Below are 24421 nucleotides of genomic sequence, written 5' to 3' on the forward strand. Positions count from 1 at the left end.
TACAAAGGGGGAATAGCGGATGGCACAGCTTACATATAAGGCAATGAAGGATAATGCGGCTTTGAAAAATCTGCCGATTTTAACGCTTGACCAACGGTGGTACAGACTTGTGCCGGAATCTGTAAAAACGGATGAAATCCGTTACTGGGAAAAACGTGTCAATGAACTGCTCAAAAAACAGGGGCAGGTCAACGAAGACCTGATTCAGGTAAAAAAGATTAGAAAAGGATTGTTCCGGGGCATTGTTAATCATATGAACCAGAATGACGAAGATCCGAAAAAGCAGAAAATTATGGATGAAAGCCAGCGGCTGATTTATGAAGCAAGAGATAAAATCTCCCAGCTAGAAGATGAATCGGACGAAGTGCCTAAAAAACTTCGCATAGCAAACATGCATCTTTTTTATGAAACAGTCAAAATGTGTTATGAAAAAATCAACCGCAACAATAAAGACCTGGAGCGGCTGGAAGCATGGATTGAAGACACGCGGATTAAACTTAAGAAAAATTTACTGGTCAAGCAGGACAAAGAGGATATGAACGAGCAGATGTATTCTTATATGCATGCGATTTTAGGTCCTGAAATCATGAGTGAATTAGACCGGTTGAATGAGAATGACGAATAGAAGAAAGCTGCTGTGCGGGAAGAAGTCCGTATGGCGGCTTTTTGTTTTACAGGGCAGGAGGGTGTTTATGAAGAAATTAATGAATGGTGCGCAGATGAAAATGATTGACACGTATTCGATTCAGGAGGTGGGGATTCCTTCACTGGTTTTGATGGAGCGGGCGGCACTTTGTGTGACGGAGGCGGTGCTTGAAAAGATTAAAAAGACGGATAAGGTGCTGTGCGTGTGCGGAAGCGGCAACAACGGTGCGGACGGCATGGCGGTGGCGCGCCAGCTGACAGAACGTGGAATTTCGGCAGAGGTGTATACGACAGCAGAGGAAGGAAAAGGAACAGAAGAGTTAAATCGGCAGTGTGCGATTTTGCAGAAACTGGGAATTGTGTTTGTGAACGACATTCCTGCCGGTGAATATAATTGTATTATAGATGCTGTTTTTGGCATCGGTTTATCAAGAACAATTACAGGCAGATATGAACAGATTATTGCAAAAATCAATGCGGCAAAGGATACGGGAAGCCTGATTGTGGCAGTAGATACGCCATCGGGAATTAATGCCGGGGACGGACAGGTCATGGGCTGTGCCGTAAGGGCAGACATGACGGTGACCTTCGGCTTTGCAAAATGTGGGCTGTGCCTGTATCCGGGAAGAATATACGCAGGAGAACTGTGTGTTGCCAATGCCGGTTTTGCCGACGTCCGCACAATTCCAGAAATCTGGGAGCAGGCGGCATTTACAATGGAAGATACAGACATTGCGGCTTTTTTTGACCGTCCGGCGGATACGAATAAGGGCAGCTACGGAAAACTGTTGATTGTGGCAGGCTCTGAAAATATGGCGGGAGCGGCAGCACTTTCTGCAAGGGCGGCATACCGTACCGGCTGCGGACTTGTGAAGGTTTTCACACACGAAAACAACCGTACCGTTGTATTAACGCATGTGCCGGAAGCGGTTATGGTAACATATAAAGATACCGCAGATATAAAAGAAAAGCTTGCAGGGGAGCTGGACTGGGCAGACTGCGTGGTGGCAGGACCGGGGCTTTCCAAATCAGATACGGCAAAAGAAATTGTAGCCGAGATGATAGCCTATCAGCCTAAAAGAGAAAAAAGGCTTCCGGTGCTTCTGGATGCAGACGCATTAAACATCATTGCTGAAAACAGAAAACTGTTAAGCGGGATTGCAGAGAATGAAGGCAGCTCCAAGCAGTACGTGTATACGCCGCATATGGGGGAAGCAGCAAGACTGTCCGGCAAAAGTATCGCTCAGTTAAAAGAAACGTCCTGTGAATCCGCAAAGGAGCTGGCACAAAAACTGTGCGGAGTCTGCGTTTTAAAAGATGCGGCAACAATCGTATCGGACGGCAGCCGCATTTATATTAATACTTCTGGCAACTCCGGTATGTCAACGGCAGGCGCAGGCGATACGCTCACGGGGATTCTTGCAGGGAGCGTGCTTGCCGGGCGGACACAGAAGAACGGAAAAGAAAATGCTTCATACGAATTTTTTGAAAAAATCTGCATGGGGGTCTATCTGCATGGCAGGGCAGGCGATGCGGCAGCAGACAGATTTGGCAATGCAGGCATGAAAGCCATGGACATTGCAGATGCAGTGGCAAATGTGCTTAAAGAGAACTAGACATTTTTTGAAGTTGTTGTATAATACTAAGAAGCAAATACATAAGTCTGAGGAAAAGGAAAATGAAGAATAATAAGTATTATAGAGTATATGCAGAAATTAATTTAGATGCTATTGTGAAAAATGTTGATAATCTGATGGCACTGACAAAGGAAAATACGGGCGCACTTGCAGTTGTAAAGGCAGACGGCTACGGACACGGCGATGTCGCAGTGGCAAAAGCAGTTGCGCAAAAAGTAACGGGCTATGCCGTGGCAACACTTGATGAAGCAGTCAATCTGCGTGAAAACGGTGTGAAAAAGCCGATTCTGGTGCTGGGGTATGTAGATCCGTACGAGTTTGATATTCTGGTATCCCATGAAATTACGGCAACCGTATTTGATGTGGAAACGGCACAATTACTTGCAGATGCTGCAAGGGTGCAGAAAAAACAGGCACACTGCCATATCAAAGTTGATACCGGTATGCGAAGAATCGGACTGGAACCGGATGAGAATGGTATTGCCATTGTAAAGCAGATTACGGCATTAAAGGAATTGTCCGCAGACGGCATTTTTACACATTTTGCGGCATCGGATGAAACTGACAAGACATCGGCAGAACATCAGTTTAAATTATTTACGGATTTTACAGGACGTCTTGAAAAAGAAGGAATCCATTTTACATACAGACACTGTGCAAACAGTGCGGCGGTGATTGATATGCCGCAGGTGGACCTGGATATGGTAAGACTGGGAATTGCCATGTATGGCATGTATCCGTCAGATGAGGTCAAAAAAGAAAAGGTGGAATTATTCCCGGCACTGGATTTAAAAAGCCATATTACGATGGTAAAAGAAATTCCGGCAGGCGAAAAGGTCAGCTACGGCGGTACATTTACAACGACAAGAACCACAAAGCTTGCGACCGTTTCAGTCGGTTATGGTGACGGTTATCCAAGGGCTTTATCGTCTAAGGGATATGTTTTGGTCCGGGGTCAGAAAGCCCCGATTGTCGGCAGGGTCTGCATGGATCAGATGATGGTAGACGTAACGGATATTGAAAATGTCACAAGAGCGGATATTGTCACGTTGATTGGAAAAGATGGTGATGCAGAGATTACAGTGGAAGAAATCGCAGCACTGGCAGGTACATTTAATTATGAATTTGTCTGCGATCTGGGCAAGCGGATTCCACGCAGCTATTATCTGAACGGAGAATATATCGGAACACATGACTGTTTCCGCGAAAACTGGAATTTGAAAAATTTATAAAAAATGAATACACGCCCGCAAGCTGGAAATACTAAGCATATAAACAAAAAGTGCTTTGGGGAGTGTGAATAATTTTGGTAATCAGACGAGGAGATATTTTTTATGCGGATTTAAGACCGGTTGTCGGTTCGGAACAGGGCGGTGTCAGACCGGTGCTTATTATACAGAACGATACAGGAAACAAACACAGCCCGACAGTTATCTGTGCTGCAATTACATCAAAAATGAACAAGGCAAAGCTGCCTACCCATGTAGAGATTGATTCCATGCGGTATGATATTGTCAAAGATTCAGTGATTCTTTTAGAACAGCTGCGGACAATTGATAAAAAAAGATTAAAGGATAAAGTGTGTCATTTAGACAATGAAATTATCAGTCAGGTGAATAAGGCACTTTATATTAGTCTTGAAATGGGGAACAGCCTGGCAGGACGTAAATAAATGCGCCTTATGGCGCGACTGGCAGGCTGTATTTATTGACTATATAAGGATGTATATGATATAATTGTTAACGAATTTATAATGATTCTGGTATAATGTCAGAAATTTTACAAAAAGAGATTTATAAAGGAAGGAAAATTTAAAATGAATGATGCGCACCCCGCGGATGGGAACGAAGGACTGCTTTCAGCTTTATTCCGTAAGCTTGGAACAAGAGGGAAAAGAGATGATGATGTAACCGGTGAAGAAATCAAAGACATGGTCAATGAAGGACATGAACATGGTGTACTGAATGAAAATGAAGCCGAGATGATTAACAATATTTTTGAATTCGGTGAAAAACAGGCACAGGATGTCATGACACACCGTAAAAGCATTGCAGCAATTGACAGTACGGCGACCGTACAGGAAGCTTTTGATTTCATTATGAATGAAAGTTATTCCCGTTATCCGGTGATAGATGGGGATATTGATAATATTATGGGAATTTTGCATATACGGGATTTATTAAAAGTATATGTAGACGAACAAAAACGCTGTAAACAGCTGTCAGAAATCAAAGACCAGGTGCTTTTTGATGCGTATTACATACCTGAAACAAGAAATATCAGTCTGTTGTTTAAAGAAATGCAATCTAAAAAGGTACATATAGCGGTTGTTGTTGATGAATACGGACAGACCGCAGGCATTGTAACGATGGAAGATATTCTTGAGGAAATTGTAGGAAATATTCAGGATGAATATGATGAGGAAGAAGAGCTGATCAGCCGTATGGATGACGGTTCGTATATGATTGACGGTCAGACAACTTTGGAAGAACTGGAAGAATTGTTTAATATTCATTTTGAATGTGAAGATATTGATACAATTAATGGCTATATGATATATAAGCTTGGAAAGATTCCAGAAGAACAGGAGCAGTTTCAAATGGAATGCGGCGGATATCTGTTTGATGTGGCAGAGGTCGCAGACAAGATGATTCGCAAAGTCAGAGTGACAAAAATACAGGAGAAGGAGCAGACAACAGAAAATGAGTAATTACAGAATTGAAACAAAGTGTATTCAGAGCGGATGGGAGCCAAAGAATGGAGAACCGAGAATTCTTCCGATTATCCAGAGTACAACGTTTAAGTATGAGTCCAGTGATGAGATGGGTGCATTGTTTGATCTGGAAAAGGAAGGATATTTTTATTCAAGATTACAGAATCCGACGAATGATTATGTTGCGAAAAAGATTTGTGATTTAGAGGGAGGTTATGCGGCGATGCTGACAGCCTCCGGTCAGGCTGCCAATTTCTACGCAGTGTTTAATATCTGTGAGGCGGGTGATCACTTTATCAGTACATCAGCCATCTATGGCGGTACGTTTAACCTGTTTGGTGTAACAATGAAAAAACTGGGAATTGATGTGACATTTGTAGATCCTGAAGCAACAGAGGAAGAGATTCAGGCGGCGTTCCGTCCGAATACAAAGTGTATTTTTGGCGAAACGATTGCCAATCCGGCACTCGTTGTTCTTGATTTGGAAAAGTTTGCAAAGCTTGCCCATAAAAACGGTGTACCGTTTATTGTAGACAATACCTTTGCAACACCGGTTAACTGTCATGCGTTTGACTTTGGCGTGGATATTGTGACACATGCGACGACAAAGTATATGGATGGACATGCAGCAACAATCGGCGGCTGTATCGTAGACAGCGGTAATTTTGACTGGGAAAAATATGCAGATAAGTTTCCGGGACTGACAACACCGGATGAATCTTATCACGGCGTGATTTATACACAGCGTTTTGGCAAAGGGGCTTACATTACCAAGGCAACCAGCCAGCTGATGCGCGATCTGGGGTCTGTACAGTCACCGGAAAATGCGTTCTTAATTAATCTCGGTCTGGAAACGCTGGCGCTGCGCATGGAAAGACATTGCAGTAATGCGCTTACGGTAGCAAAATTTTTAGAGAACAATGAGCATGTGGCATGGGTTAATTACGCAGATCTGGAAAGCAGTAAATATCATGCATTACAGCAGAAATATATGCCTAATGGTACATGTGGGGTTATTTCCTTTGGTTTAAAGGGTGACAGGGCAACGGCAGTGAAATTCATGGATCATTTAAAAATGATTGCCATTGTAACCCACGTTGCGGATGCAAGGACATCTGTTCTTCATCCTGCAAGCCATACACACAGACAGTTAAGTGACGAACAGCTTGCAGAGGCAGGCGTTCAGCCGGATTTAATCCGTCTTTCAGTGGGCATTGAAAATGTGGCGGATATTATTGATGATATTCAGCAGGCATTAGAGGTGACATTTGCATCGTAAAGCTGTGGCTATAAGGAAAATGTAATCTTAAAGCCGCATGAGTGGCAAAGGGGGTGTCAAAATGTCTGGGGAAATAGACGGAAAAACAGAAAGTGGAACACCGGAGGCAAATTTTACATTAAGCAATAATTTTGCAGTTGTAATGGGCGATGAACGTTTTTACAGGCTGTTTGGGGAAAAAACACTTTATACATTTAATATGCTTATACATCCAAAGGATCGTCAGGATTTCGAATCGTTTATGGAATCGGAAGATGTTGCAGCTTATGCGGTTGTACGGTGTATGACAGCAAATGATTCATATCGCTGGTTTATGCTGGAAAAAAATAATGAACAGGTAAAATCGGAGCAGATGACCAATATTCACTTGAAGGATATTTGTCTGGTCAGTGCCAGGTTTGGTTTGTATATGGATCGTATCCGGAAATATCGTGCAGTGATGAATATGATTCAGGATAAAATGTTTGAATATAATCACCACACCGGAATTTTTACAATATACTGTTATGTCAACAACCGTTCTGAGATTATTGAAAAAGACGATTTAAAAGCATGGGAAGAACGCATGATGCGTCTGGGCTTTATTGATGAAAAACAGCAGGCGGCATTCAGACAGCTCTGTGATAATATACAGGCAGGCTCTGAAAGCTTTGCGACGACCCTGCGTACAACACTGATGTCTAAAGGGGAACGCATGGATGTTCTGCGTTTCAGGGGACAGACCATTTATAATGGAGAAGAACGTGTGCTTACCATAGGATTGATTACAGAGCAGGGAAACCGTATGACAGGTACAGACATTTTACTGGATTCGGCAGTTGTCAATCAGGATTCCGCAACAGGAGTCCTGAATAAAAAAACGGTGACAGATGAAGCAACGGCAGCGATTAATCTTGCCAATGTGGCGGGCTGTGACCACAGTATGTATCTGATGGTGTGGGATATCGATGACTTTAAACAGGTCAATGATACCTATGGACACTATTTCGGTGATGAGGTTATTAAGCATCTGGCGACAGAGCTGAACCGCGCAGTGGCAAACCGTGGATTGGTAGGCAGAATCGGCGGCGATGAATTTTTAGTACTGCTAAAAGAAGCAAACGGAGAAGATACTTTGAGAAGTCTGCTAAAGGCGGTCCGCAAAAAGCTGAAAGTGGATCTGGCACAGGAAAAGCCGGATTATGAATTTTCAGCATCCATCGGTATTTCCCAGTACGGAAAAGATGGAACGGATTATGAAACACTGTTTAAAATCGCAGACGGTGCATTGTATATTGCCAAAGAAAAGGGAAAAGACCGGTTTATCGTATATGATAAGGAAAAACACGGACATCTGCTGACAGAAGACGGATACTGTCATAAAAAGACAGCGGGTGTTGATTTTATGCGTCCGATTGATAAGGTGGAGCTGTCAACGAATCTGATGCTGAAAGTTTTCAACGGCGGTATGGATGTGGCAGAGGAAGTGCTGATGGAGCTTATGGATAAGATGAATATTCATGGCATGACGATTTATAAGGCACCGTCCATGGAATGCCGGAAAACGCTGGGGCATTATGAAAAAGAGCCGGGAACACAGCTTTGTCTGTCGGAAGAGAAGTATCTTGCACGTTTTGATGAGCATCATATTCACGTGATTAATAATACCGCATCCATAGCAGTTGAGTATCCACAGGTTTACGAACATTTTAAGCAGAATAATATTGGTTCGGCGCTGCAGTTTTCATGCATGTTAAATGGACAGCTGTGGGCAGTTTTTGAATTTGATATATTCGGCGCAAACCGCAGAAAGTGGTGTCAGGATGATATTTCGGCGATTTACAGTGTAGTAAAGGCGATTGCAGATGTATATAAAAAATTCTATGAGCAGAAATAGAATGCTTTCTATTATAAAAAAAGCAGGAATTATTGGAATCTGGCTGGTAATCTGGCAGATTGCAAGCAGTGTAACAGGACTGGCGTTTCTTCTGCCGGGTCCTGTTACTGTTTTTTTGGCGCTTGGAAAAGCCCTTTGTACGCGTGCATTTTACCGGGTCGTTTTTCACAGCTTTATTAAAATCAGTGCCGGTTTTTTGGCTGCGCTGCTGGCGGGACTGGTACTGGGCAGTATTGCAGCGGTAAAAAAAGGTGTGCAGTCCTTTTTGGAACCGTTGGTGTTATTGATGAAGGCTCTGCCGGTGGCAGCATTTATTATTGTGATGCTGATCTGGTTCGGTTCGCAGAATGCGGCGGTTACGATTGGATTTATGGTTGTATTTCCAATGGTTTATCAGGCAGTGCTTGAAGGTGCTTGTGCAGCGGATACAAAACTGCTTGAAATGGCGGTGGTTTTTGAACTTTCACCGGTAAAAAAGGTGCGTTATATTTATGTGCCGCAGATTATGCCGTTTCTAAATGCGGCAGTCAAAACGGCAGCAGGCATGTGCTGGAAAGCGGGAGTGTCTGCGGAGGTAATCGGACTGGTGAAAAATTCCATCGGGGAAGAGCTGTATTATGCAAAACTGTATCTGATGATGCCGGAATTATTTGCGTGGAGTATTACGATTATGTGCATCAGTTTTCTGTTTGAGAAGCTGGCTGTTGCGCTGATCAGGCAGTGCGGCAGGGTAATATCAGGTGATATACATGGCAGCGGGAAGGAACAGGACAGATGCAGAAGCTGAGGATGGAACATATATATAAAAGTTATGGACAGGCAGTGGTTCTGCAGGATTTTTCGTATGCTTTTACACCAGGTGGCATAACCTGTATTATGGGAGAATCCGGAGCAGGGAAAACAACGCTTTTAAGACTGCTTATGGGGCTTGAAAAGGCAGATTCCGGTATTATTACCGGATTTGATAAAGTATCGGCGGTTTTTCAGGAGAACCGTCTGATAGAACATTTAAATGCTGTTGAAAATACGGCGCTGGTGATAAAAGACAGGAATGCAGGAAAATGTGCATATGAACAGCTTTTGCAGCTTCTTCCCAAAGAAGCACTTTTAAAGCCTGTCAGAGAATACAGCGGCGGCATGAAACGGCGTGTGGCACTGGTGCGGGCGATGGCGGCAGACAGTGAGATTGTACTGTTAGATGAACCGTTTACAGGGCTTGACAGCCGGAACAGCAAAAAAGCCGCAGAATATATTCTGTCGGAGCAGAGAGGCAGAACGGTTATTTCCGTTACACATGATATGGAAATGTGCAAAATGCTCGGGGCGGGCATTTGCTTATTGACAAGTGGCAAAGCAGTTGCTACAATATTATGAGTGACAAAATTCCACAATATTTGGAAAATCAAACTGCCAGTAAAGTTCTGACAGGGTTCTGAAAATGGAGGGAAAAGATGAGACATGCAGTTTTTTCTATTCTTGTTGAAAATTCATCCGGCGTATTAAGCCGTGTGGCAGGGTTATTCAGCAGAAGAGGTTACAATATAGACAGCCTTACAGTAGGTGAAACACAGGATCCGAAGTATTCCCGCATGACGGTTACCGTTACCGGGGATGACGATGTTTTAGAGCAGATTCAGAAGCAGCTTACAAAGCTGGTGGATGTAAAAGAAATTATGGAACTTCCACAGGATGCATCTGTGTGCAGGGAACTTGTTCTGGTTAAAGTAGAATGTGATGCAGCGCACCGTCAGGAGATTATTGCAATCAGTGATGTCTTCCGTGCAAAAATTGTAGATGTATCGCCGGAGTCGGTAATTATTGAACTGACTGGCGCACAGAATAAGCTGAATGCGTTTATTGAGTTACTTAATGGTTTTAAAATTACAGAACTCGCAAGAACAGGTATTACCGGACTTGCAAGAGGCGCTGCAAATTTAAAATAAATATTTTAGTTATCATACGGAGGTAATTGTAAAATGGCAGAAGCAAGAATTTTTTATCAGCAGGATTGTAATTTATCATTACTTGACGGTAAGACAATCGCCATTATCGGTTATGGCAGCCAGGGTCATGCACATGCTTTAAACTTAAAGGATTCAGGATGCAAGGTCATTATCGGTCTTTACGAGGGGTCTAAGTCATGGAAGAGAGCTGAGGAGCAGGGTTTTGAAGTATTCACAGCAGCAGATGCAGCTAAGAGAGCCGATATTATTATGATTCTGATTAATGATGAAAAACAGGCTAAGTTATATAAGGAATCAATCGAACCAAATCTTGAACCGGGCAATATGTTAATGTTCGCTCATGGTTTCAACGTTCATTTTGGTCTGATTAAGGCTCCTAAGGGTGTAGATGTTACAATGATTGCACCAAAGGCTCCTGGACATACAGTACGTTCTGAATATCAGGCAGGTAAGGGTACACCTTGTCTTGTAGCTGTTGAACAGGATGCAACAGGTAAGGCACTTGATATGGCACTGGCTTATGCACAGGGTATCGGAGGAGCAAGAGCCGGTGTTCTTGAAACTACATTCAGAACAGAAACAGAAACAGACCTTTTTGGTGAGCAGGCAGTTCTTTGCGGTGGTGTTTGCGCATTAATGCAGGCTGGTTTTGAAACACTCTGCGAAGCCGGATATGATCCAAGAAATGCATACTTTGAATGTATCCATGAAATGAAGTTAATCGTTGACTTAATCTATCAGTCAGGTTTTGCAGGAATGAGATATTCTATCTCTAACACAGCAGAATATGGTGATTACATTACAGGTCCTAAGATTATCACAGAGGATACAAAGAAGGCTATGAAGAAAATTCTTTCTGATATCCAGGATGGTACATTTGCGAAGGACTTCTTATTAGATATGTCAGAAGCAGGTGGACAGGTTCACTTCAAGGCTATGAGAAAGTTAGCTTCAGAACATCCATCAGAAGCTGTTGGTGAAGAAATCAGAAAGCTTTATAGCTGGAATGATGAATCAGATAAGTTAATCAATAACTAATCGTAATACATAACGAGGTCAGGGCGGCTGTGTTTTGCACAGCCGTCTTTTTAAGTTATGCAGATTTTCAAGGGTGCCAATATTCTAAAAACCGGAAAACGGAGCGAGGGACATGTTTTGACAGAAAAATATAAAAATTTTATATTTTTAGGATTTTTTTGTTTTGTATTCTGTGTTAAAATAATTTTGTATACAGCAGGCAGCGGAAGCAATGCTGCCCGGAAATGGAGTTTTTATGGAATTTAAAAGAATAGATGATACGAAATTCCAGTGTTTATTAGATGAAGATGATTTAGAAGATAACAATATTTCACTGGATGATTTTTTTAGAAATGATACAAAAAAGATTCACGGACTGCTCGATGTAATATTAGAAGAAGCACAGAAATCAATTGGCATTATGATGGATGGCGGTGTGATGTCTTTACAGCTGGCACCACAGCCAAATCATACCATCCTGCTCACTATTTCGTCCGGACACGATGAATTCAGCGATATGATCAGAAATGCAGGAAAGATGATGACAGACAGGATTTTATCGGATATCCACGATGCGGGCAGCAATGTTATTAAAAAAGAAGATGCCGGTGATGCAATCAAGTCAGCACCGTTTGTTCCGGTAGAAAAATTAGAGGAGCAGATTAAAAATAAGCTGAAAAAAACAGCAAAACAGCAGGAAGGCCAGATGATTGCCATTTACCGTTTTGCATCAATGCAGGCAGTAGAGGAATTTGCACAGAATTGTCCAAAGACATGGGGATTAAAGAACAGTCTTTATAAGCATAAAGAACAGGCATGTTTTTATTATATTGTAGAACGTACAAGATGTGCACAGGAAAAATATCAGTATATCTGCGATTTATTAACGGAATATGGCGGATATGTTTCATCGAAAAAGGAAACAGCGGCATATATCATGGAACATTGTGAAATACTGATAGAAAATAATGCTGTCAATATTATGAAAAAATATTGTATGTAAAGCAGGAAATGAGGAGAAACATGTTAGAATTACAAAATATCGGATATGCTGTTGAAGAAGGAAATACAAGAAAAGAGATTTTAAAGAATATCAGCTTAAAGATAGATGACCGTTTTGTAGCAATTACAGGTCCAAACGGCGGAGGAAAGTCTACACTTGCCAAAATTATTGCAGGCATTAACAAGCCGACAAGCGGTAAGATTTTACTGGATGGTGAAGATATTACAGATTTATCCGTTACGGAGCGTGCTAATAAAGGGATTAGTTTTGCATTTCAGCAGCCGGTCCGTTTTAAGGGACTGACCGTACGGGATTTAATTACGCTTGCAAAAGGTGAAAAGATTTCTGTAGCAGAGGCCTGTTCATATTTATCAGAAGTCGGATTGTGTGCGAAGGATTATATCAACCGCGAAGTGAACGCATCTTTATCCGGAGGCGAATTAAAAAGAATTGAAATTGCGATGATTATTGCCCGGGGAACGAAGCTGTCATTATTTGATGAACCGGAAGCGGGGATTGACCTTTGGAGTTTTAACAACCTGATTAAAGTATTTGAAGGTATGCACGAGAAAATTAACGGTTCAATCCTGATTATTTCCCATCAGGAACGCATTTTAAATATTGCAGATAAAATTATTGTGATATCTGATGGACAGGTGGCGGCACAGGGAACGAAACAGGAAGTGCTGCCGAAGCTTTTAGCTTCATCCGAGGCCTGTGAAACACTGATGAATAAGCTGGTATAGGAGGTAGGAATGGACGAGATACAAAAAAGTCTGCTCGAAAAGATTGCGGACATTCATGAAGTGCCGGAAGGCGCATATAATATCCGCTCAAACGGACAGTTAGAAGGCAGAAATACAACAGCCAATATTGATATTGTAACCAAAAAGGACGAACCGGGCATTGATATTATTATCAAACCGGGTACAAAAAATGAAAGTGTGCATATTCCGGTTATTTTAAGTGAAAGCGGCTTAAAGGATATGGTGTACAATGATTTTTATATTGGAGAGGGTGCAGATGTAACCATTGTTGCAGGCTGTGGCATTCATAACTGCGGTGTAGATACATCGGAACATGACGGAATCCATACATTTTATATCGGTAAAAATGCAAAGGTAAAATATATTGAAAAGCACTACGGCGAAGGGGATGGTGCAGGTGAGCGTATTCTAAATCCGACGACGATTGTGCATATTGAAGACGGCGGCTATATGGAAATGGAAACGACCCAGATTAAGGGTGTGGATTCCACGGTGCGCGATACAAAGGCAGACCTGGCAGACGGTGCAACGCTTGTTATCAAGGAAAAGATTATGACACACGGACGCCAGACGGCAGAAACGAATTTTACGGTAGAGTTAAACGGTGTAGACTCCAGTGCCAATGTGATTTCACGTTCTGTTGCCAAGGGTGAATCCAAGCAGGTGTTCAATTCAAATATCTGCGGAAATAATCAATGCTATGGTCATACAGAATGTGATGCGATTCTGATGGATAATGGTCATGTCAAGGCAGTTCCGTCATTGGAAGCCAACAATCTGGATGCAAGTCTGGTACACGAAGCAGCAATCGGAAAAATTGCCGGTGATCAGTTAATCAAGCTGATGACACTCGGATTAACGGAAGCGCAGGCAGAGGAACAGATTATTAACGGGTTTATGAAATAATGTGCGCAAGCAATGAGCCGTGCCAGCTGAAAGCAGAAAAAAGAGCTGTGCTAGCACAAAGCTCTTTTTGATGGTTTCTGCTGATAGGGCGAACGCCCGACAGTCCAGGAAAGCAAGGCTTTCCTGGACATACACGGCGAAAATTGGTGAGTGGACGGATTGAGAAAGAGTGGATCAGATAGAATGAGATATCCAGCATATTTAAAGAAAAACGGAACAATCGGATTTGTGGCGCCGTCCTTCGGGTGTGCCACTGAACCGTATAAAAGTGCATTTGAAAGCGCACTGGCTGCATTTCATGAAATGGGCTATCAGACGATGCTTGGACCCAACTGCTACGCGGCAGAGGGGATCGGTATCAGTAATACACCACAAAAATGTGCGGCAGAATTACAGCAGATGTATGAAAACCCCGAAAATAATATTCTGTTATCTTGTGGCGGCGGTGAACTGATGTGCGAGATCCTGCCGTATATCGACTGGGAAGCGATAAAAAAAGCACCGCCGAAGTGGTTTGCGGGCTATTCGGACAATACGAATTTCACTTTTTTGCAGACGATAATGGCAGATACAGCATCCCTTTATGCGCCATGTGCGGGTGCATTCGGCATGAAGCCGTGGCACAGGGCAGTGCAGGATGCTTTCGGGGTACTGACGGGTACATTGGAAGAAACGGCAGGTAACAGCGGAACAGAACGTGAAAGTGCAGCTGATGGACAGAAAAAAATGCCTGAAAGAAAGATTACAATAACGGATTATGATTTATGGGAAAAAGAATCTTTAAAATCCGAAGAAAATCCAACAGCACCGTATCATGCCACGGAAAAGTCCGTACTGAGGGTATACAGTGAGGACGGTACGGTAACAACACAGACACGGGTATCGGGCAGGCTGCTTGGCGGCTGTATGGACTGCCTTGTAAATCTTACAGGGACATCGTTTGATAAGGTGGCAGAGTTTCAGAAAAAATACCGTGATGACGGCATTTTATGGTTTCTGGAAAGCTGTGATTTGAATGTGATGAGTATCCGCCGTGCCATGTGGCATATGAAGCAGGCAGGCTGGTTTGAGAATACCAAGGGATTTCTGATAGGACGTCCGTTGCAGTTTGGACAGGAAATGATGGGCTTAGACCAGTACGAAGCGGTGATGGGCATTGTAAGGGAATATCACGTGCCGGTCATTATGGACGTAAGTATCGGACACCTCCCGCCTTCCATGCCGGTTATCTGTGGCAGTCTGGCAGAGGCAGTAGTGCATGAAAATAAGCTGACACTGGAGATGCGACTGCGGTAATGAAAAAATGAAGTATTTTTTGTCGTCAAGTAACACGGGACAAAAAATACTTCATTTTTTTCGCTCTTAATCGCGCAGATAAATATCTCTTGTATAGACTTTATCTTTTACATCGTCTAAAACAGAATCGTAGCGGTTCGTGACGATGACGTCAGAAGCTTTCTTAAATTCATCCAGATTTTTTATCACTTTAGAATTACAGAACTTATCTGTATCAATGGATGGTTCGTAGATAATAACTTCCACTCCCTGCGCCTTGATACGTTCCATAATACCGAGGATGGAGCTTTGACGGTAGTTGTCTGAATGGGTTTTCATTGCAAGGCGGAACAGTCCGACAACATTTGGATTCATATCTAAAATGCGCTCTGCAATAAAATCCTTCCGCGTACTGTTGGCGGCAACTATCGCCGACATAATGTTGTTTGGCACGTTTTTGTAGTTGGCAAGCAGCTGTTTGGTGTCCTTTGGCAGACAGTAGCCGCCGTATCCAAAGGATGGATTGTTGTAATGTCTGCCGATTCGCGGGTCCAGTCCGATACCTTCAATAATCTGTTTGGAATTTAATCCGCGCACATCTGCAAAGGTATCCAATTCGTTAAAGAAAGAAATGCGGAGTGCGAGATAGGTATTGGCGAATAATTTAATTGATTCTGCCTCAGTTGTTTTTGTAAAAAGCACCGGAATGTCGGTTTTAATTGCACCTTCGCTTAACAGTCCGGCAAATTTTTTGGCACAGTTTAATAAATCCGGCTGTTCACTGTCGCAGCCTACGATAATCCGGCTTGGATAGAGATTGTCGTATAATGCTCTGCCTTCCCGTAAAAATTCCGGTGAAAATAAGATTTTTTCATATCCGATTTTGGCAATTAACTCACGGGTGTATCCGACAGGAACCGTTGATTTGATGACAATTGCGGCGTTAGAGCCGCAGGATAGCACATCCGATACAACCCGTTCTACGGAACTGGTGTCAAAATAATCTTTTTTTGAGTCATAGTCTGTGGGTGTGGAGATAATGACATAATCCACAGCTTTATAGACAGAACATCCGTCCGTTATTGCAGTCAACTGCAACGGGTGACCGGAAAGATATTCTTCGATTTCTTTATCTGCAAAAGGAGAAATCCGCTGATTAATTTTGTCAATTTTATCCTGGATAATATCTATTAAATAGACTTCATGGTGCTGGGCAAGTAAAATGGCGTTTGACAACCCCACATATCCGGCACCGACAACTGCGATTTTCATAATTGTTCAAATGACCTCCTCAATATAATAGCATTAGTTTAGCACAAAAGTACCGTAGAATCAAATTTATAAATAAAATAGTATTAAAACATAAGTAATTAGATATTGATAAATAAAAATGAATATTGTATAATAAATTTAGTTTTTTTGTGCTTGTGTTTAGAAAATTATTTTACTTTTGGGGAAAAGTATGAGGCTTTAGGGAAGGACAGCGCTATGGGAGATGCAATGGCAATGCGTTCCCTGCTTGAAAACAATCTGGGGATGATTATTGCATTTGACGGGCAGGGGACCGTGACATTTTTGAATGGTATTGCAAGAGAGGAACTGGATTACCGGCAGGGAAAGAAAAAGATTTCTGTTGAAGATATTTTTCCAACGTTAATCAGGGAAAACTGCAATTATGATGAATATGTAAATTCAGTACAGGGACAGTTAATCAAGACTGTGGCATATCGTAAGAATAATACGTGTTTTCCGGTGATGATACGTTTTTCAAAATTGTTTTTTGAAGATGTCGGACAGATTAATGCCGTAGCAGGGCTGAATATTCAGGATGAAGAAGATGCAATCCGTGAATTAAAAAAAGTTGAGCAGGAGATGGAGCAGAATTTAAAGGCACGTGACAGTTTTGTGGCAAATATTACCCATGAACTGCGTACGCCGGTCAATGGAATTAAAGGTCATGTAAAAAATCTGCTGGATCTGGAAACAGAGCCATCTAAGAAATCCACACTGGGTATCATTATCCAATGCTGTAACAATATGGAGAAAATTATTAATAATCTGCTGGATTTTTCAAAAATGGAGGCAGGCAAATTTGAAATCTGTGAAAAACCATTTGAATTCAAAAGCTGTGTCAATCAGGCGATGGATACCAACCGGCCAGTGGCAAATCAGAAAGGGCTGCATTTTCATGCGTTTGTAGCAGAAGACGTGCCGCAGACGGTTATCGGGGACGAATTAAGAATTACACAGATTATGAACAATCTGCTGTCCAACGCATTGAAGTTTACTTCAATGGGGGCGGTGACACTGGAGGTTTATAAAACACATCAGCGTGAAGATGTTGTTGAACTGACATTTTTTGTAACCGATACCGGAATCGGTATTGATGCGCAGGGCAGACAGAAGCTGTTTCAGAGTTTTTCGCAGGCGGATGATTCGATTACGAGAAGATACGGCGGAACGGGTCTGGGACTGTATGTCACTAAACAGCTGGCAGAGCAGATGCACGGACATATTGAAGTAGAAAGTGAACCGGGCAGGGGCAGTACATTCAGCTGTGCAATTAAGGTCAAAGTACCTGTACAGGCGGTGGAGCAGGAAAAGGAACAGAATATTGAGTTTGATATTTCTAACTTGAAGAATCATCTGCTGGGAACGCAGGCAAAGAGCCGGATGGAACAGGTTTATATGTATGGAAGCGCAGCTAACAGGCGGGAACTTGCCATCAATATGGAAAAACTGGTTTTGTGCATCGAGATGGAAAACTGGGAAAAGGCAGAAGGGTTTGCGGAAAATATTAAAACGCTTTGTGCAGAATCCGGGGAGCAGACATTAAAGAGCAGGACATTTCGTCTGCTGATGGCAGTCCGGAAAGAAGATTATAAGCAGGCAATCGGATATTCGGAAGAAATCCGTACAATTTTAAAACTAAAAGAACCGGGGGCAGAAGGTGTATGAAGCAGAATGATAAACAAATACCGGTAATTTTGATTGTTGATGATGTGGAAGTCAATGCAAGATTATTAAAAAAGATGGTTGAAAAAATGGGATATCAGGGGCTGACTGCAACAGGCGTAAAAGAGGCGGTCAGTCAGATGCAGAAAGAACTTCCGCAGCTGATCTTGCTGGATATTATGATGCCGGATATGAGCGGTTACCAGTTTTGCGAATTATTAAAAGAAAATCCGGATACAAAGGATATTCCTGTCATCTTTGTATCGGCAGCCAGCGAGCTTGATGATAAAATGAAGGGCTTTCAGGTGGGGGCGGTTGATTTTATCAGTAAACCGTTTGACTATGGCGAAGTGGCAATGCGGGTTAATACACATTTAAAAATGTATCAGATGAAGCAGGAACTTGAAGACAGTAACCGCAGACTGAGCATTATTGTTAGTGAACAGGCAAAAAAATATGATGAAGAACAAAAAAGACTGTTAAAGGCACTGGCAAAGATTACGGAAGGCAGTAATGCAACCGGTATGACAAAACATCTGGAAAATGTGGCATATAATGCAAGACTGCTGGCACAGGCATTAAATTTTACGGAAAAGTATGAAAACCAGATTTCTAAAACTTATATTGAAGCAGTGGAGCTTGCCGGTGCGGTACATGATATCGGAAAATTGACCGTTCCGAAAGAAATTCTTGATAAGCCCACAAAGCTTACGGAAACAGAGTGGGAGATTATGAAGCACCATACGGATAACGGGGATGAATTAATACGGGCGGCATATCCGGATGTAGAGGATAATACATTTGTCAAGGTGGCATGTGATGTGGTGCGGTCCCATCATGAGGACTGGGACGGAAGCGGATATCCTGACGGTTTAAAGGGCAGTGATATTCCGCTGAGTGCGCGGATTGTAAAAATCGTGGATGTTTATGACAGTATTTTGTCAGACCGGTGTTACAGGAGTGCGTACACCAAAGAGGAGTCGTTAGCTTATATGAAACAGGGAAGTAAAAGCCGGTTCGACCCATATATTCTGGAGGTATTTTTAAAGATTGAGAAGCAGCTGAGAAAGTAGCGGGGAAAAGCGATGACAGATGAAGAATTTTCACGCATTGTAAAATATACGGCGGTGCGTTACGGGATTAATTTATACCACAAAAAAGTCATGGTAGAGGGACGGCTTTCCAATTATCTGGCGGCAAACGGATTTAAAAGTTATACGGAATATATGGATCGGGTGGAAGCAGATTACACCGGGCAGGAAGCCCAGAATCTGATAAATATCCTTACGACAAATCACACATATTTTATGCGGGAGCCTGAACATTTTGAGTTTTTTAAAAATGTGATTCTGCCGGAATTAAAAGAACGGGAAAAGACTGGAATAGATTTACGGATATGGTCTGCGGCGGCATCGTCAGGACAGGAACCATATACGATTGCCATGATACTCAAAGATTTTTTGGGACCGGAGTATAATGCATGGGAAACTTCCGTGCTGGCAACGGATATTTCAAGAAAAGTACTGGACAGCGCGGTGAACGGTATTTATAGTGCAGAGCAGATTAATACACTGCCTGTCTGGTGGAGGAACAGTTATTTTGTGCCGCTGCCCGATGGAATGTATCAGGTGAAAAAAGAACTGCGCCAGCAGGTGGTTTTCAGACAGTTTAATCTGATGAATCCACTGCCGTTTAAGAAAAAAATGCATGTGATTTTTTTGAGAAATGTCATGATTTATTTTGACGAAACGACCAAGAGAAAACTGGTTCAGCGACTTTATGAATTTTTAGAGCCGGGCGGTTATCTGATTATTGGCAGTACAGAGAATATCGACAGAAGCGCAGTGCCGCTTGTTTATGTCCGACCGTCAATATTCAGGAAAGAATAAATATAGGGAGGAAATACAAAACGATGAAAAAAATAAAAGTTCTGATTGTAGAGGACTCCCTGATGTTCCGGCAGATTTTAGTCCGGAATCTTATAACAGACCCAATGTTAGAGGTTGTGGCACAGGCCTCAGACCCTTATGAAGCAAGAGATGCCATTTTAAAATACGAACCGGATGTGATGACGCTGGACATTGAACTGCCGCGAATGGACGGCATTGAATTTTTAAGGAAACTGATGCCGCAGTATCCGCTGCCGACCGTGGTAATCAGCGCATTAAGCGACAGGGTATTTGATGCGATGTCGGCAGGTGCTGTGGAATTTGTCAATAAGCCGTCAGGAATGACAGCGGAGCAGATTGCAGAATTTATCAGGGGAGAACTGATTACAAAGATAAAAATTGCATCTACGGTACAGGTTGGAAAACTAAAACGGGTAGGAAGCTACAGTTTCAGGCAGAATGGGTATGGCACAGGAGCCGGAACGGTTGTTGCAATCGGTGCATCAACGGGCGGGACGGAAGCCATTTATGAGGTGGTCAGGCGTTTTCATCAGGATATACCGGGAACGGTTATTGTGCAGCATATGCCGCCGGGATTTACCAAAATGTATGCGGAGCGGTTAAATAACCAGTGCCGCGTGGTGGTACGGGAAGCAAAAACCGGGGACAGGGTTGTGCCGGGACAGGTGTTAATTGCCCCCGGAGATGCCCATATGCGGCTGTTAAAAGTCAACGGTGAATATCAGGTGGAATGCAGAAGCGGACCGAAAGTCAACGGACACTGTCCGTCAGTAGATGTCCTCTTTGAGTCGGTAGCAAAAGCAGCAGGAGCGGGGGCGGTTGGCATTATCCTTACAGGAATGGGAAATGACGGCGCAAAGGGATTGCTTGAGATGAGAAGGGCAGGAGCAAAAACAATCGGGCAGAACGAAGCCAGCTGTATTGTATATGGTATGCCAAAAGCGGCATATGATATTGGAGCAGTACAGCAGCAGGCAGAATTAACGCAGATTGCACAAAAAACGTATGATTGTCTGGAAACAGTCAGATAAAATATAGATGGAAAAGAGGGTGCAAAAATGAGAATTTTAATTGTTGAGGATGATTTTGCAAGCAGAAAGTTTATGATGAATTTTATGTCGGCATATGGGGACTGTGACGGCACGGTAGATGGCATGGAAGCGGTTGAAGCGTATATGATGGCGCTGGAAGATGAACAGCCGTATGACTTAATCTGCTTAGATGTCATGATGCCGGTCATGGATGGATATCAGGTCTTAAATACTATCCGGAATATGGAAAAACAGCGTGGTATCGAAGGCGATGACCGCGTAAAGATTATTATGATGACGGCATTAAATGAACAAAAAAATGTAAGAAAAGCCTTTGAAATGGGCTGCACGGTTTATTGTGCGAAGCCGGTTGATCTGGATAAATTAAAAAATGTGTTAAAGAAATTGAAACTGATATAATATCACAGGAGGAGAAGAAATGGCAGAAGATTTTAGTGCAGACGGCATGCTGGATATGTATCTGTATGAAAACGGACAGCTGATTGAACAGCTGGAAGCGACAACCCTTGAAAAAAAGGACGCGGACAGCTTTGACGAAGCAGATATCAATGAGTTTTTCAGAGTCATGCACACCATTAAAGGTTCGTCAGGGATTATGATGTTTGATGACATTATGAAGCTTGCGCATAAGCTGGAAGATGTGTTTTATTTTATCAGGGAATCCAAGCCGGACAACGTTCCGCACATGGAACTGGTAGAACACATTTTTCAGGTGTCGGATTTTATATCGGCAGAATTTGATAAAATCAGGGACGGGGGTGACCCGGACGGTGATGCCAAAGAACTGATTGATGAACTGGATGTGTTTTTGAAAAAAATTAAAAATGAAGCAACGGAGGATGGTAAAGAACTGCCGCCGGCAAATGTGCAGGAGCCGCCAAAGCAGTTTTATATTGCACCGGTAGCAACAGAAAACAGTAAGTTTTACAGAATTCACATTTTCTACCGTGCGGATACGCAGATGAGCAATCTGAGGGCGTACACGGCAGTGTATTCGTTAAAAGAAATTGCGGAGGATATTTTATATAAGCCGGAGGACATTGTTACGAATGAAGCTTCGGCAGATGTGATTTTAGCAGACGGTTTCCAGATGATGCTGCAGACCCAGAGCAGTAAGGAGAAAATTGAAAAGCTGATTGACGGGTCGGGTGTTGAAAAAATTGACATTACAGAGTGTACGCCGGATGAATACATTAAAGGCTTTGAAGCGCCGGTGATTGTCAATAACGGAAAGGTTATCGACCTGGATTCCGATGTGGAAACCATTGAAGCACGGGTGCAGAAGGAACAGGAAGCAAAAAAAAGCGAAGAACCAAAGCCCGGCGATTATGTTATTAAGACCAAAGAACCGGGAAAGCCAAAACAGCTGGCAAAAACCCGGAAGGAAAAACCGGCGGCGCAGACATTTATCAGTGTAAATGTGGCAAAAATGGATATGCTCATGGATTTAATCGGTGAGATTGTCATTGCAGAGTCGGTTGTTTTACAAAATCCTGATTTAAAAGTGCCGGGATTAAGCCTGAATAACTTTAACAAGGCAGCGGCACAGCTGACAAAGTTCACCTCGGAATTAATGAGCAGATTATTTCTTTAGATGGGGATTTTGGTAAGTATTAAAGTGAATTACGGATGAATAATGTGTAAATAGGTGCGGCGGGCTGCATAATGCAGACCCGCCGCTATTAATAGGGGAAAGTGTTTACAAGCAAAGGGGCGGTCATAGTGGGAAGCTATATAAAGGACCTTCCCTCCGCTTGTATAAAAATATGAAAAAGTGTATGAAAAAAGCTTATAGCCTTTCAACGATATTTATAATACGGCATAAATGTGACCAAAAGAAGTCCATATTATGAAATAAATATGTCTTCTATGTATTCTGTGTTATCTGTTTATTATCAAAAAAATGTAAAACAAAAATAAAAAACAAAATAAAAAATGCTTGACATTTATAACAACATGTATTAAACTAAATATCGTTGCAGCGATACATAATCAATTGATTCATCAATTAGCAGCATATCGGAATGTGGCTCAGCTTGGTAGAGCGCTTCGTTCGGGACGAAGAGGTCGCGTGTTCGAATCACGTCATTCCGATTCTTCAAGGATTTCAGTACGGATATGTGAGCAAATCCTTGGCAGGGGCGGGAGAGCCGGTTTAGAGTTCATCTAAACCGGCTCTCTTTTTGCACCCGGGAGCGCGATATGCGATACGGGAAACTGCTGTGTAAAGAGCGGCTGTGGTTCTAAACTTTACTTGTGCAGCAGTTTTGTCCACAGTTCTTTACTTCTTAAACTTCCTATATAATAGCTGTTAATTTTCGGTGTTTCAAAATCCAGAAGAGGAATCGTACGCAGTTTTTTATCTGCAAGCTCCTGTTCGATCATTTTGTCGGGCAGAAAGCTGTAACCGGTTGTGTTAATCAGATAGGGAATCAGTTTGGTGCTGTTGTCAATTTCAAACTTAAACTGATAGTGTGTCGGAAAGAGATTCCGGATAAATTCCCCAACGTCATTGAGTGCAAAGTTACACATCATATATTTAATAGAAGTCAGTTCTTCTTTTCGGATACCGTCCGCATGCAGCATATTATCATAACCGGTCGCAAGCACAAGATTGTCCGTGTGAAAATGGTGACATTCAAAGCCTGCGCGTACCAGCGGGACGGATGTAAAGACACAGTCTAAAATGCCGTCCATTAACAGCTGGATCATATCGGAAGAATGACCAATCGTGACTTTGACAGAGTGCTTTTTAGAAGCGCTTTCAAAGCCGGAAATCAGCGGAAACAGGTGACATTCATAAATGGAATTGGTCGAGCCGATGCGCAGACTGTTTTCGTAAGTGACGGAGGAGTGCATTTCCTTTAAAGAGGCTTCCTCCAATTCAACAATACGTGTGGCATATTTTAAGAAAATACGACCGTCTTCCGTAAGTGAAACATGTTTTTTATCGCGGTAAAACAGCAGCTTTCCGACTTCCTTTTCCAGCTCGCAGATGCGCTTTGTTACGGTGGATTGGGAAATGTAGAGGGAAGTGGCGGTCTGCGAAAAACTGTTTAATTTGGCAAGGGTAATAAAGGTTTTTATGGATTGTGAATTCATGGCGCTCTCCTTATATTTTGAACAGGCATTAGGGAATGTATCAATATTCCAGTTATTGTTCAGAGCCAGCCTCCAAAATGTTGCACATTTTGTCGGTGTGGCGTATCCGCCAAATAGATTTTCAACCATATTTGTTCACTCATGCGAGCATGGTTCGCAAATATGCTTAAAAAACTGCCTGGCTCAGGATTTAGTAATAACTGTTCAGAGCCAGCCTCCAAAATGTTGCACATTTTGTCGGTGTGGCGTATCCGCCAAATAGATTTTCAGCCATATTTGTTCACTCATGCGAGCATGGTTCACAAATATGCTTAAAAATC

23 protein-coding genes and 1 tRNA gene are annotated in these 24421 nt (G+C 42.5%); 22 read left to right on the forward strand and 2 right to left on the reverse strand.

From position 1 onward, the window contains the following. Positions 1 to 19 precede the first annotated feature (19 nt). From WMO37_RS00725 to WMO37_RS00795, 15 genes are all read left to right on the forward strand, one after another. Complete coding sequence (locus WMO37_RS00725) at positions 20 to 625, forward strand: hypothetical protein (RefSeq protein ID WP_349154015.1); 606 nt, start codon at positions 20 to 22, stop codon at positions 623 to 625. Positions 626 to 692: 67 nt separating this feature from the next. Next, positions 693 to 2261: an NAD(P)H-hydrate dehydratase gene (locus tag WMO37_RS00730; protein WP_349154016.1), complete on the forward strand. Its 1569-nt coding sequence runs from the start codon at positions 693 to 695 to the stop codon at positions 2259 to 2261. 62 nt (positions 2262 to 2323) lie between these two features. Further along, positions 2324 to 3514: an alanine racemase gene (alr, locus tag WMO37_RS00735; RefSeq protein WP_349154017.1), complete on the forward strand. Its 1191-nt coding sequence runs from the start codon at positions 2324 to 2326 to the stop codon at positions 3512 to 3514. A gap of 74 nt (positions 3515 to 3588) precedes the next feature. Then, complete coding sequence (locus WMO37_RS00740) at positions 3589 to 3954, forward strand: type II toxin-antitoxin system PemK/MazF family toxin (protein ID WP_022432790.1); 366 nt, start codon at positions 3589 to 3591, stop codon at positions 3952 to 3954. Positions 3955 to 4098: 144 nt separating this feature from the next. Further along, entirely contained in the window at positions 4099 to 4992 is an 894-nt protein-coding gene (locus WMO37_RS00745; RefSeq protein ID WP_022432789.1) for a hemolysin family protein, read from the forward strand. Further along, positions 4985 to 6274 carry an O-acetylhomoserine aminocarboxypropyltransferase/cysteine synthase family protein gene (locus WMO37_RS00750; protein ID WP_022432788.1) on the forward strand — a complete coding sequence of 430 codons (1290 nt, stop codon included), beginning with the start codon at positions 4985 to 4987 and terminating at the stop codon, positions 6272 to 6274. Before WMO37_RS00745 ends, WMO37_RS00750 begins: the two co-directional genes overlap by 8 nt. Positions 6275 to 6335: 61 nt before the next feature. After that, the gene (locus tag WMO37_RS00755) at positions 6336 to 8150 is read left to right on the forward strand and encodes a GGDEF domain-containing protein (RefSeq protein ID WP_227089551.1); all 1815 of its coding nucleotides are present in this window, start codon (positions 6336 to 6338) and stop codon (positions 8148 to 8150) included. 1 nt (position 8151) lies between these two features. Beyond that, on the forward strand, positions 8152 to 8937 hold the full coding sequence (locus tag WMO37_RS00760) for an ABC transporter permease (RefSeq protein ID WP_349154018.1): 786 nt from the start codon (positions 8152 to 8154) through the stop codon (positions 8935 to 8937). A gap of 2 nt (positions 8938 to 8939) precedes the next feature. Continuing rightward, the gene (locus WMO37_RS00765) at positions 8940 to 9524 is read left to right on the forward strand and encodes an ATP-binding cassette domain-containing protein (RefSeq protein WP_227089553.1); all 585 of its coding nucleotides are present in this window, start codon (positions 8940 to 8942) and stop codon (positions 9522 to 9524) included. Between the two features lie 77 nt (positions 9525 to 9601). Continuing rightward, the gene (gene ilvN / locus WMO37_RS00770; protein ID WP_022432784.1) at positions 9602 to 10093 is read left to right on the forward strand and encodes an acetolactate synthase small subunit; all 492 of its coding nucleotides are present in this window, start codon (positions 9602 to 9604) and stop codon (positions 10091 to 10093) included. A 33-nt stretch (positions 10094 to 10126) separates the two neighbouring features. Further along, positions 10127 to 11152, forward strand: coding sequence for a ketol-acid reductoisomerase (ilvC, locus tag WMO37_RS00775; protein WP_022432783.1), 1026 nt, complete (start codon positions 10127 to 10129; stop codon positions 11150 to 11152). Between the two features lie 235 nt (positions 11153 to 11387). Further along, the gene (locus WMO37_RS00780) at positions 11388 to 12134 is read left to right on the forward strand and encodes an adaptor protein MecA (RefSeq protein ID WP_022432782.1); all 747 of its coding nucleotides are present in this window, start codon (positions 11388 to 11390) and stop codon (positions 12132 to 12134) included. A 20-nt stretch (positions 12135 to 12154) separates the two neighbouring features. Then, positions 12155 to 12880 (forward strand): ABC transporter ATP-binding protein, encoded by a 726-nt coding sequence (locus WMO37_RS00785; protein WP_022432781.1) that lies wholly within the window; start codon positions 12155 to 12157, stop codon positions 12878 to 12880. A gap of 9 nt (positions 12881 to 12889) precedes the next feature. Continuing rightward, positions 12890 to 13807: a SufB/SufD family protein gene (locus tag WMO37_RS00790; RefSeq protein ID WP_227089556.1), complete on the forward strand. Its 918-nt coding sequence runs from the start codon at positions 12890 to 12892 to the stop codon at positions 13805 to 13807. Positions 13808 to 13990: 183 nt separating this feature from the next. Next, positions 13991 to 15103, forward strand: a complete 1113-nt coding sequence (locus WMO37_RS00795) for a S66 family peptidase (protein WP_349154019.1) — start codon at positions 13991 to 13993, stop codon at positions 15101 to 15103. A 66-nt stretch (positions 15104 to 15169) separates the two neighbouring features. Here WMO37_RS00795 and WMO37_RS00800 read toward each other — a convergent pair whose 3' ends face one another. Continuing rightward, positions 15170 to 16354 carry a nucleotide sugar dehydrogenase gene (locus tag WMO37_RS00800; RefSeq protein ID WP_022432778.1) on the reverse strand — a complete coding sequence of 395 codons (1185 nt, stop codon included), beginning with the start codon at positions 16352 to 16354 and terminating at the stop codon, positions 15170 to 15172. Positions 16355 to 16570: 216 nt separating this feature from the next. Between WMO37_RS00800 and WMO37_RS00805 the strand changes: the two genes are divergently transcribed. The 7 genes from WMO37_RS00805 to WMO37_RS00835 all read left to right on the forward strand — a co-directional run bounded on the left by WMO37_RS00805 (position 16571) and on the right by WMO37_RS00835 (position 23093). Continuing rightward, complete coding sequence (locus WMO37_RS00805; protein ID WP_349154020.1) at positions 16571 to 18040, forward strand: sensor histidine kinase; 1470 nt, start codon at positions 16571 to 16573, stop codon at positions 18038 to 18040. Continuing rightward, complete coding sequence (locus tag WMO37_RS00810; RefSeq protein ID WP_349154021.1) at positions 18037 to 19110, forward strand: response regulator; 1074 nt, start codon at positions 18037 to 18039, stop codon at positions 19108 to 19110. Before WMO37_RS00805 ends, WMO37_RS00810 begins: the two co-directional genes overlap by 4 nt. A gap of 12 nt (positions 19111 to 19122) precedes the next feature. Next, the gene (locus tag WMO37_RS00815) at positions 19123 to 19926 is read left to right on the forward strand and encodes a CheR family methyltransferase (protein ID WP_349154022.1); all 804 of its coding nucleotides are present in this window, start codon (positions 19123 to 19125) and stop codon (positions 19924 to 19926) included. A gap of 23 nt (positions 19927 to 19949) precedes the next feature. After that, positions 19950 to 20978, forward strand: coding sequence for a protein-glutamate methylesterase/protein-glutamine glutaminase (locus tag WMO37_RS00820; RefSeq protein ID WP_349154023.1), 1029 nt, complete (start codon positions 19950 to 19952; stop codon positions 20976 to 20978). Positions 20979 to 21005: 27 nt separating this feature from the next. Continuing rightward, a complete protein-coding gene (locus WMO37_RS00825) occupies positions 21006 to 21398 on the forward strand; it encodes a response regulator transcription factor (protein WP_227089563.1) in 393 nt (130 codons plus the stop codon). A 19-nt stretch (positions 21399 to 21417) separates the two neighbouring features. Next, complete coding sequence (locus tag WMO37_RS00830) at positions 21418 to 22593, forward strand: Hpt domain-containing protein (RefSeq protein ID WP_349154024.1); 1176 nt, start codon at positions 21418 to 21420, stop codon at positions 22591 to 22593. Positions 22594 to 23019: 426 nt separating this feature from the next. Continuing rightward, positions 23020 to 23093, forward strand: a tRNA-Pro gene (locus tag WMO37_RS00835). Positions 23094 to 23249: 156 nt separating this feature from the next. Here WMO37_RS00835 and WMO37_RS00840 read toward each other — a convergent pair. Further along, a complete protein-coding gene (locus WMO37_RS00840) occupies positions 23250 to 24101 on the reverse strand; it encodes a LysR family transcriptional regulator (RefSeq protein ID WP_349154025.1) in 852 nt (283 codons plus the stop codon). Positions 24102 to 24421 lie beyond the last annotated feature (320 nt).

It is taken from the genome of Lachnospira intestinalis, from assembly GCF_040095895.1.
GTDB lineage: Bacteria > Bacillota > Clostridia > Lachnospirales > Lachnospiraceae > Lachnospira > Lachnospira intestinalis.

Bases quoted from the DNA above. Each gene is read 5' to 3' on its own strand.
- WMO37_RS00725 (WP_349154015.1), top strand. From the start codon at position 20: ATGGCACAGCTTACATATAAGGCAATGAAGGATAATGCGGCTTTGAAA.
- WMO37_RS00730 (WP_349154016.1), top strand. From the start codon at position 693: ATGAAGAAATTAATGAATGGTGCGCAGATGAAAATGATTGACACGTAT.
- alr (WP_349154017.1), top strand. From the start codon at position 2,324: ATGAAGAATAATAAGTATTATAGAGTATATGCAGAAATTAATTTAGAT.
- WMO37_RS00745 (WP_022432789.1), top strand. From the start codon at position 4,099: ATGAATGATGCGCACCCCGCGGATGGGAACGAAGGACTGCTTTCAGCT.
- WMO37_RS00750 (WP_022432788.1), top strand. From the start codon at position 4,985: ATGAGTAATTACAGAATTGAAACAAAGTGTATTCAGAGCGGATGGGAG.
- WMO37_RS00755 (WP_227089551.1), top strand. From the start codon at position 6,336: ATGTCTGGGGAAATAGACGGAAAAACAGAAAGTGGAACACCGGAGGCA.
- WMO37_RS00760 (WP_349154018.1), top strand. From the start codon at position 8,152: ATGCTTTCTATTATAAAAAAAGCAGGAATTATTGGAATCTGGCTGGTA.
- WMO37_RS00765 (WP_227089553.1), top strand. From the start codon at position 8,940: ATGGAACATATATATAAAAGTTATGGACAGGCAGTGGTTCTGCAGGAT.
- ilvN (WP_022432784.1), top strand. From the start codon at position 9,602: ATGAGACATGCAGTTTTTTCTATTCTTGTTGAAAATTCATCCGGCGTA.
- ilvC (WP_022432783.1), top strand. From the start codon at position 10,127: ATGGCAGAAGCAAGAATTTTTTATCAGCAGGATTGTAATTTATCATTA.
- WMO37_RS00780 (WP_022432782.1), top strand. From the start codon at position 11,388: ATGGAATTTAAAAGAATAGATGATACGAAATTCCAGTGTTTATTAGAT.
- WMO37_RS00785 (WP_022432781.1), top strand. From the start codon at position 12,155: ATGTTAGAATTACAAAATATCGGATATGCTGTTGAAGAAGGAAATACA.
- WMO37_RS00790 (WP_227089556.1), top strand. From the start codon at position 12,890: ATGGACGAGATACAAAAAAGTCTGCTCGAAAAGATTGCGGACATTCAT.
- WMO37_RS00795 (WP_349154019.1), top strand. From the start codon at position 13,991: ATGAGATATCCAGCATATTTAAAGAAAAACGGAACAATCGGATTTGTG.
- WMO37_RS00800 (WP_022432778.1), bottom strand. From the start codon at position 16,354: ATGAAAATCGCAGTTGTCGGTGCCGGATATGTGGGGTTGTCAAACGCC.
- WMO37_RS00805 (WP_349154020.1), top strand. From the start codon at position 16,571: ATGGGAGATGCAATGGCAATGCGTTCCCTGCTTGAAAACAATCTGGGG.
- WMO37_RS00810 (WP_349154021.1), top strand. From the start codon at position 18,037: ATGAAGCAGAATGATAAACAAATACCGGTAATTTTGATTGTTGATGAT.
- WMO37_RS00815 (WP_349154022.1), top strand. From the start codon at position 19,123: ATGACAGATGAAGAATTTTCACGCATTGTAAAATATACGGCGGTGCGT.
- WMO37_RS00820 (WP_349154023.1), top strand. From the start codon at position 19,950: ATGAAAAAAATAAAAGTTCTGATTGTAGAGGACTCCCTGATGTTCCGG.
- WMO37_RS00825 (WP_227089563.1), top strand. From the start codon at position 21,006: ATGAGAATTTTAATTGTTGAGGATGATTTTGCAAGCAGAAAGTTTATG.
- WMO37_RS00830 (WP_349154024.1), top strand. From the start codon at position 21,418: ATGGCAGAAGATTTTAGTGCAGACGGCATGCTGGATATGTATCTGTAT.
- WMO37_RS00840 (WP_349154025.1), bottom strand. From the start codon at position 24,101: ATGAATTCACAATCCATAAAAACCTTTATTACCCTTGCCAAATTAAAC.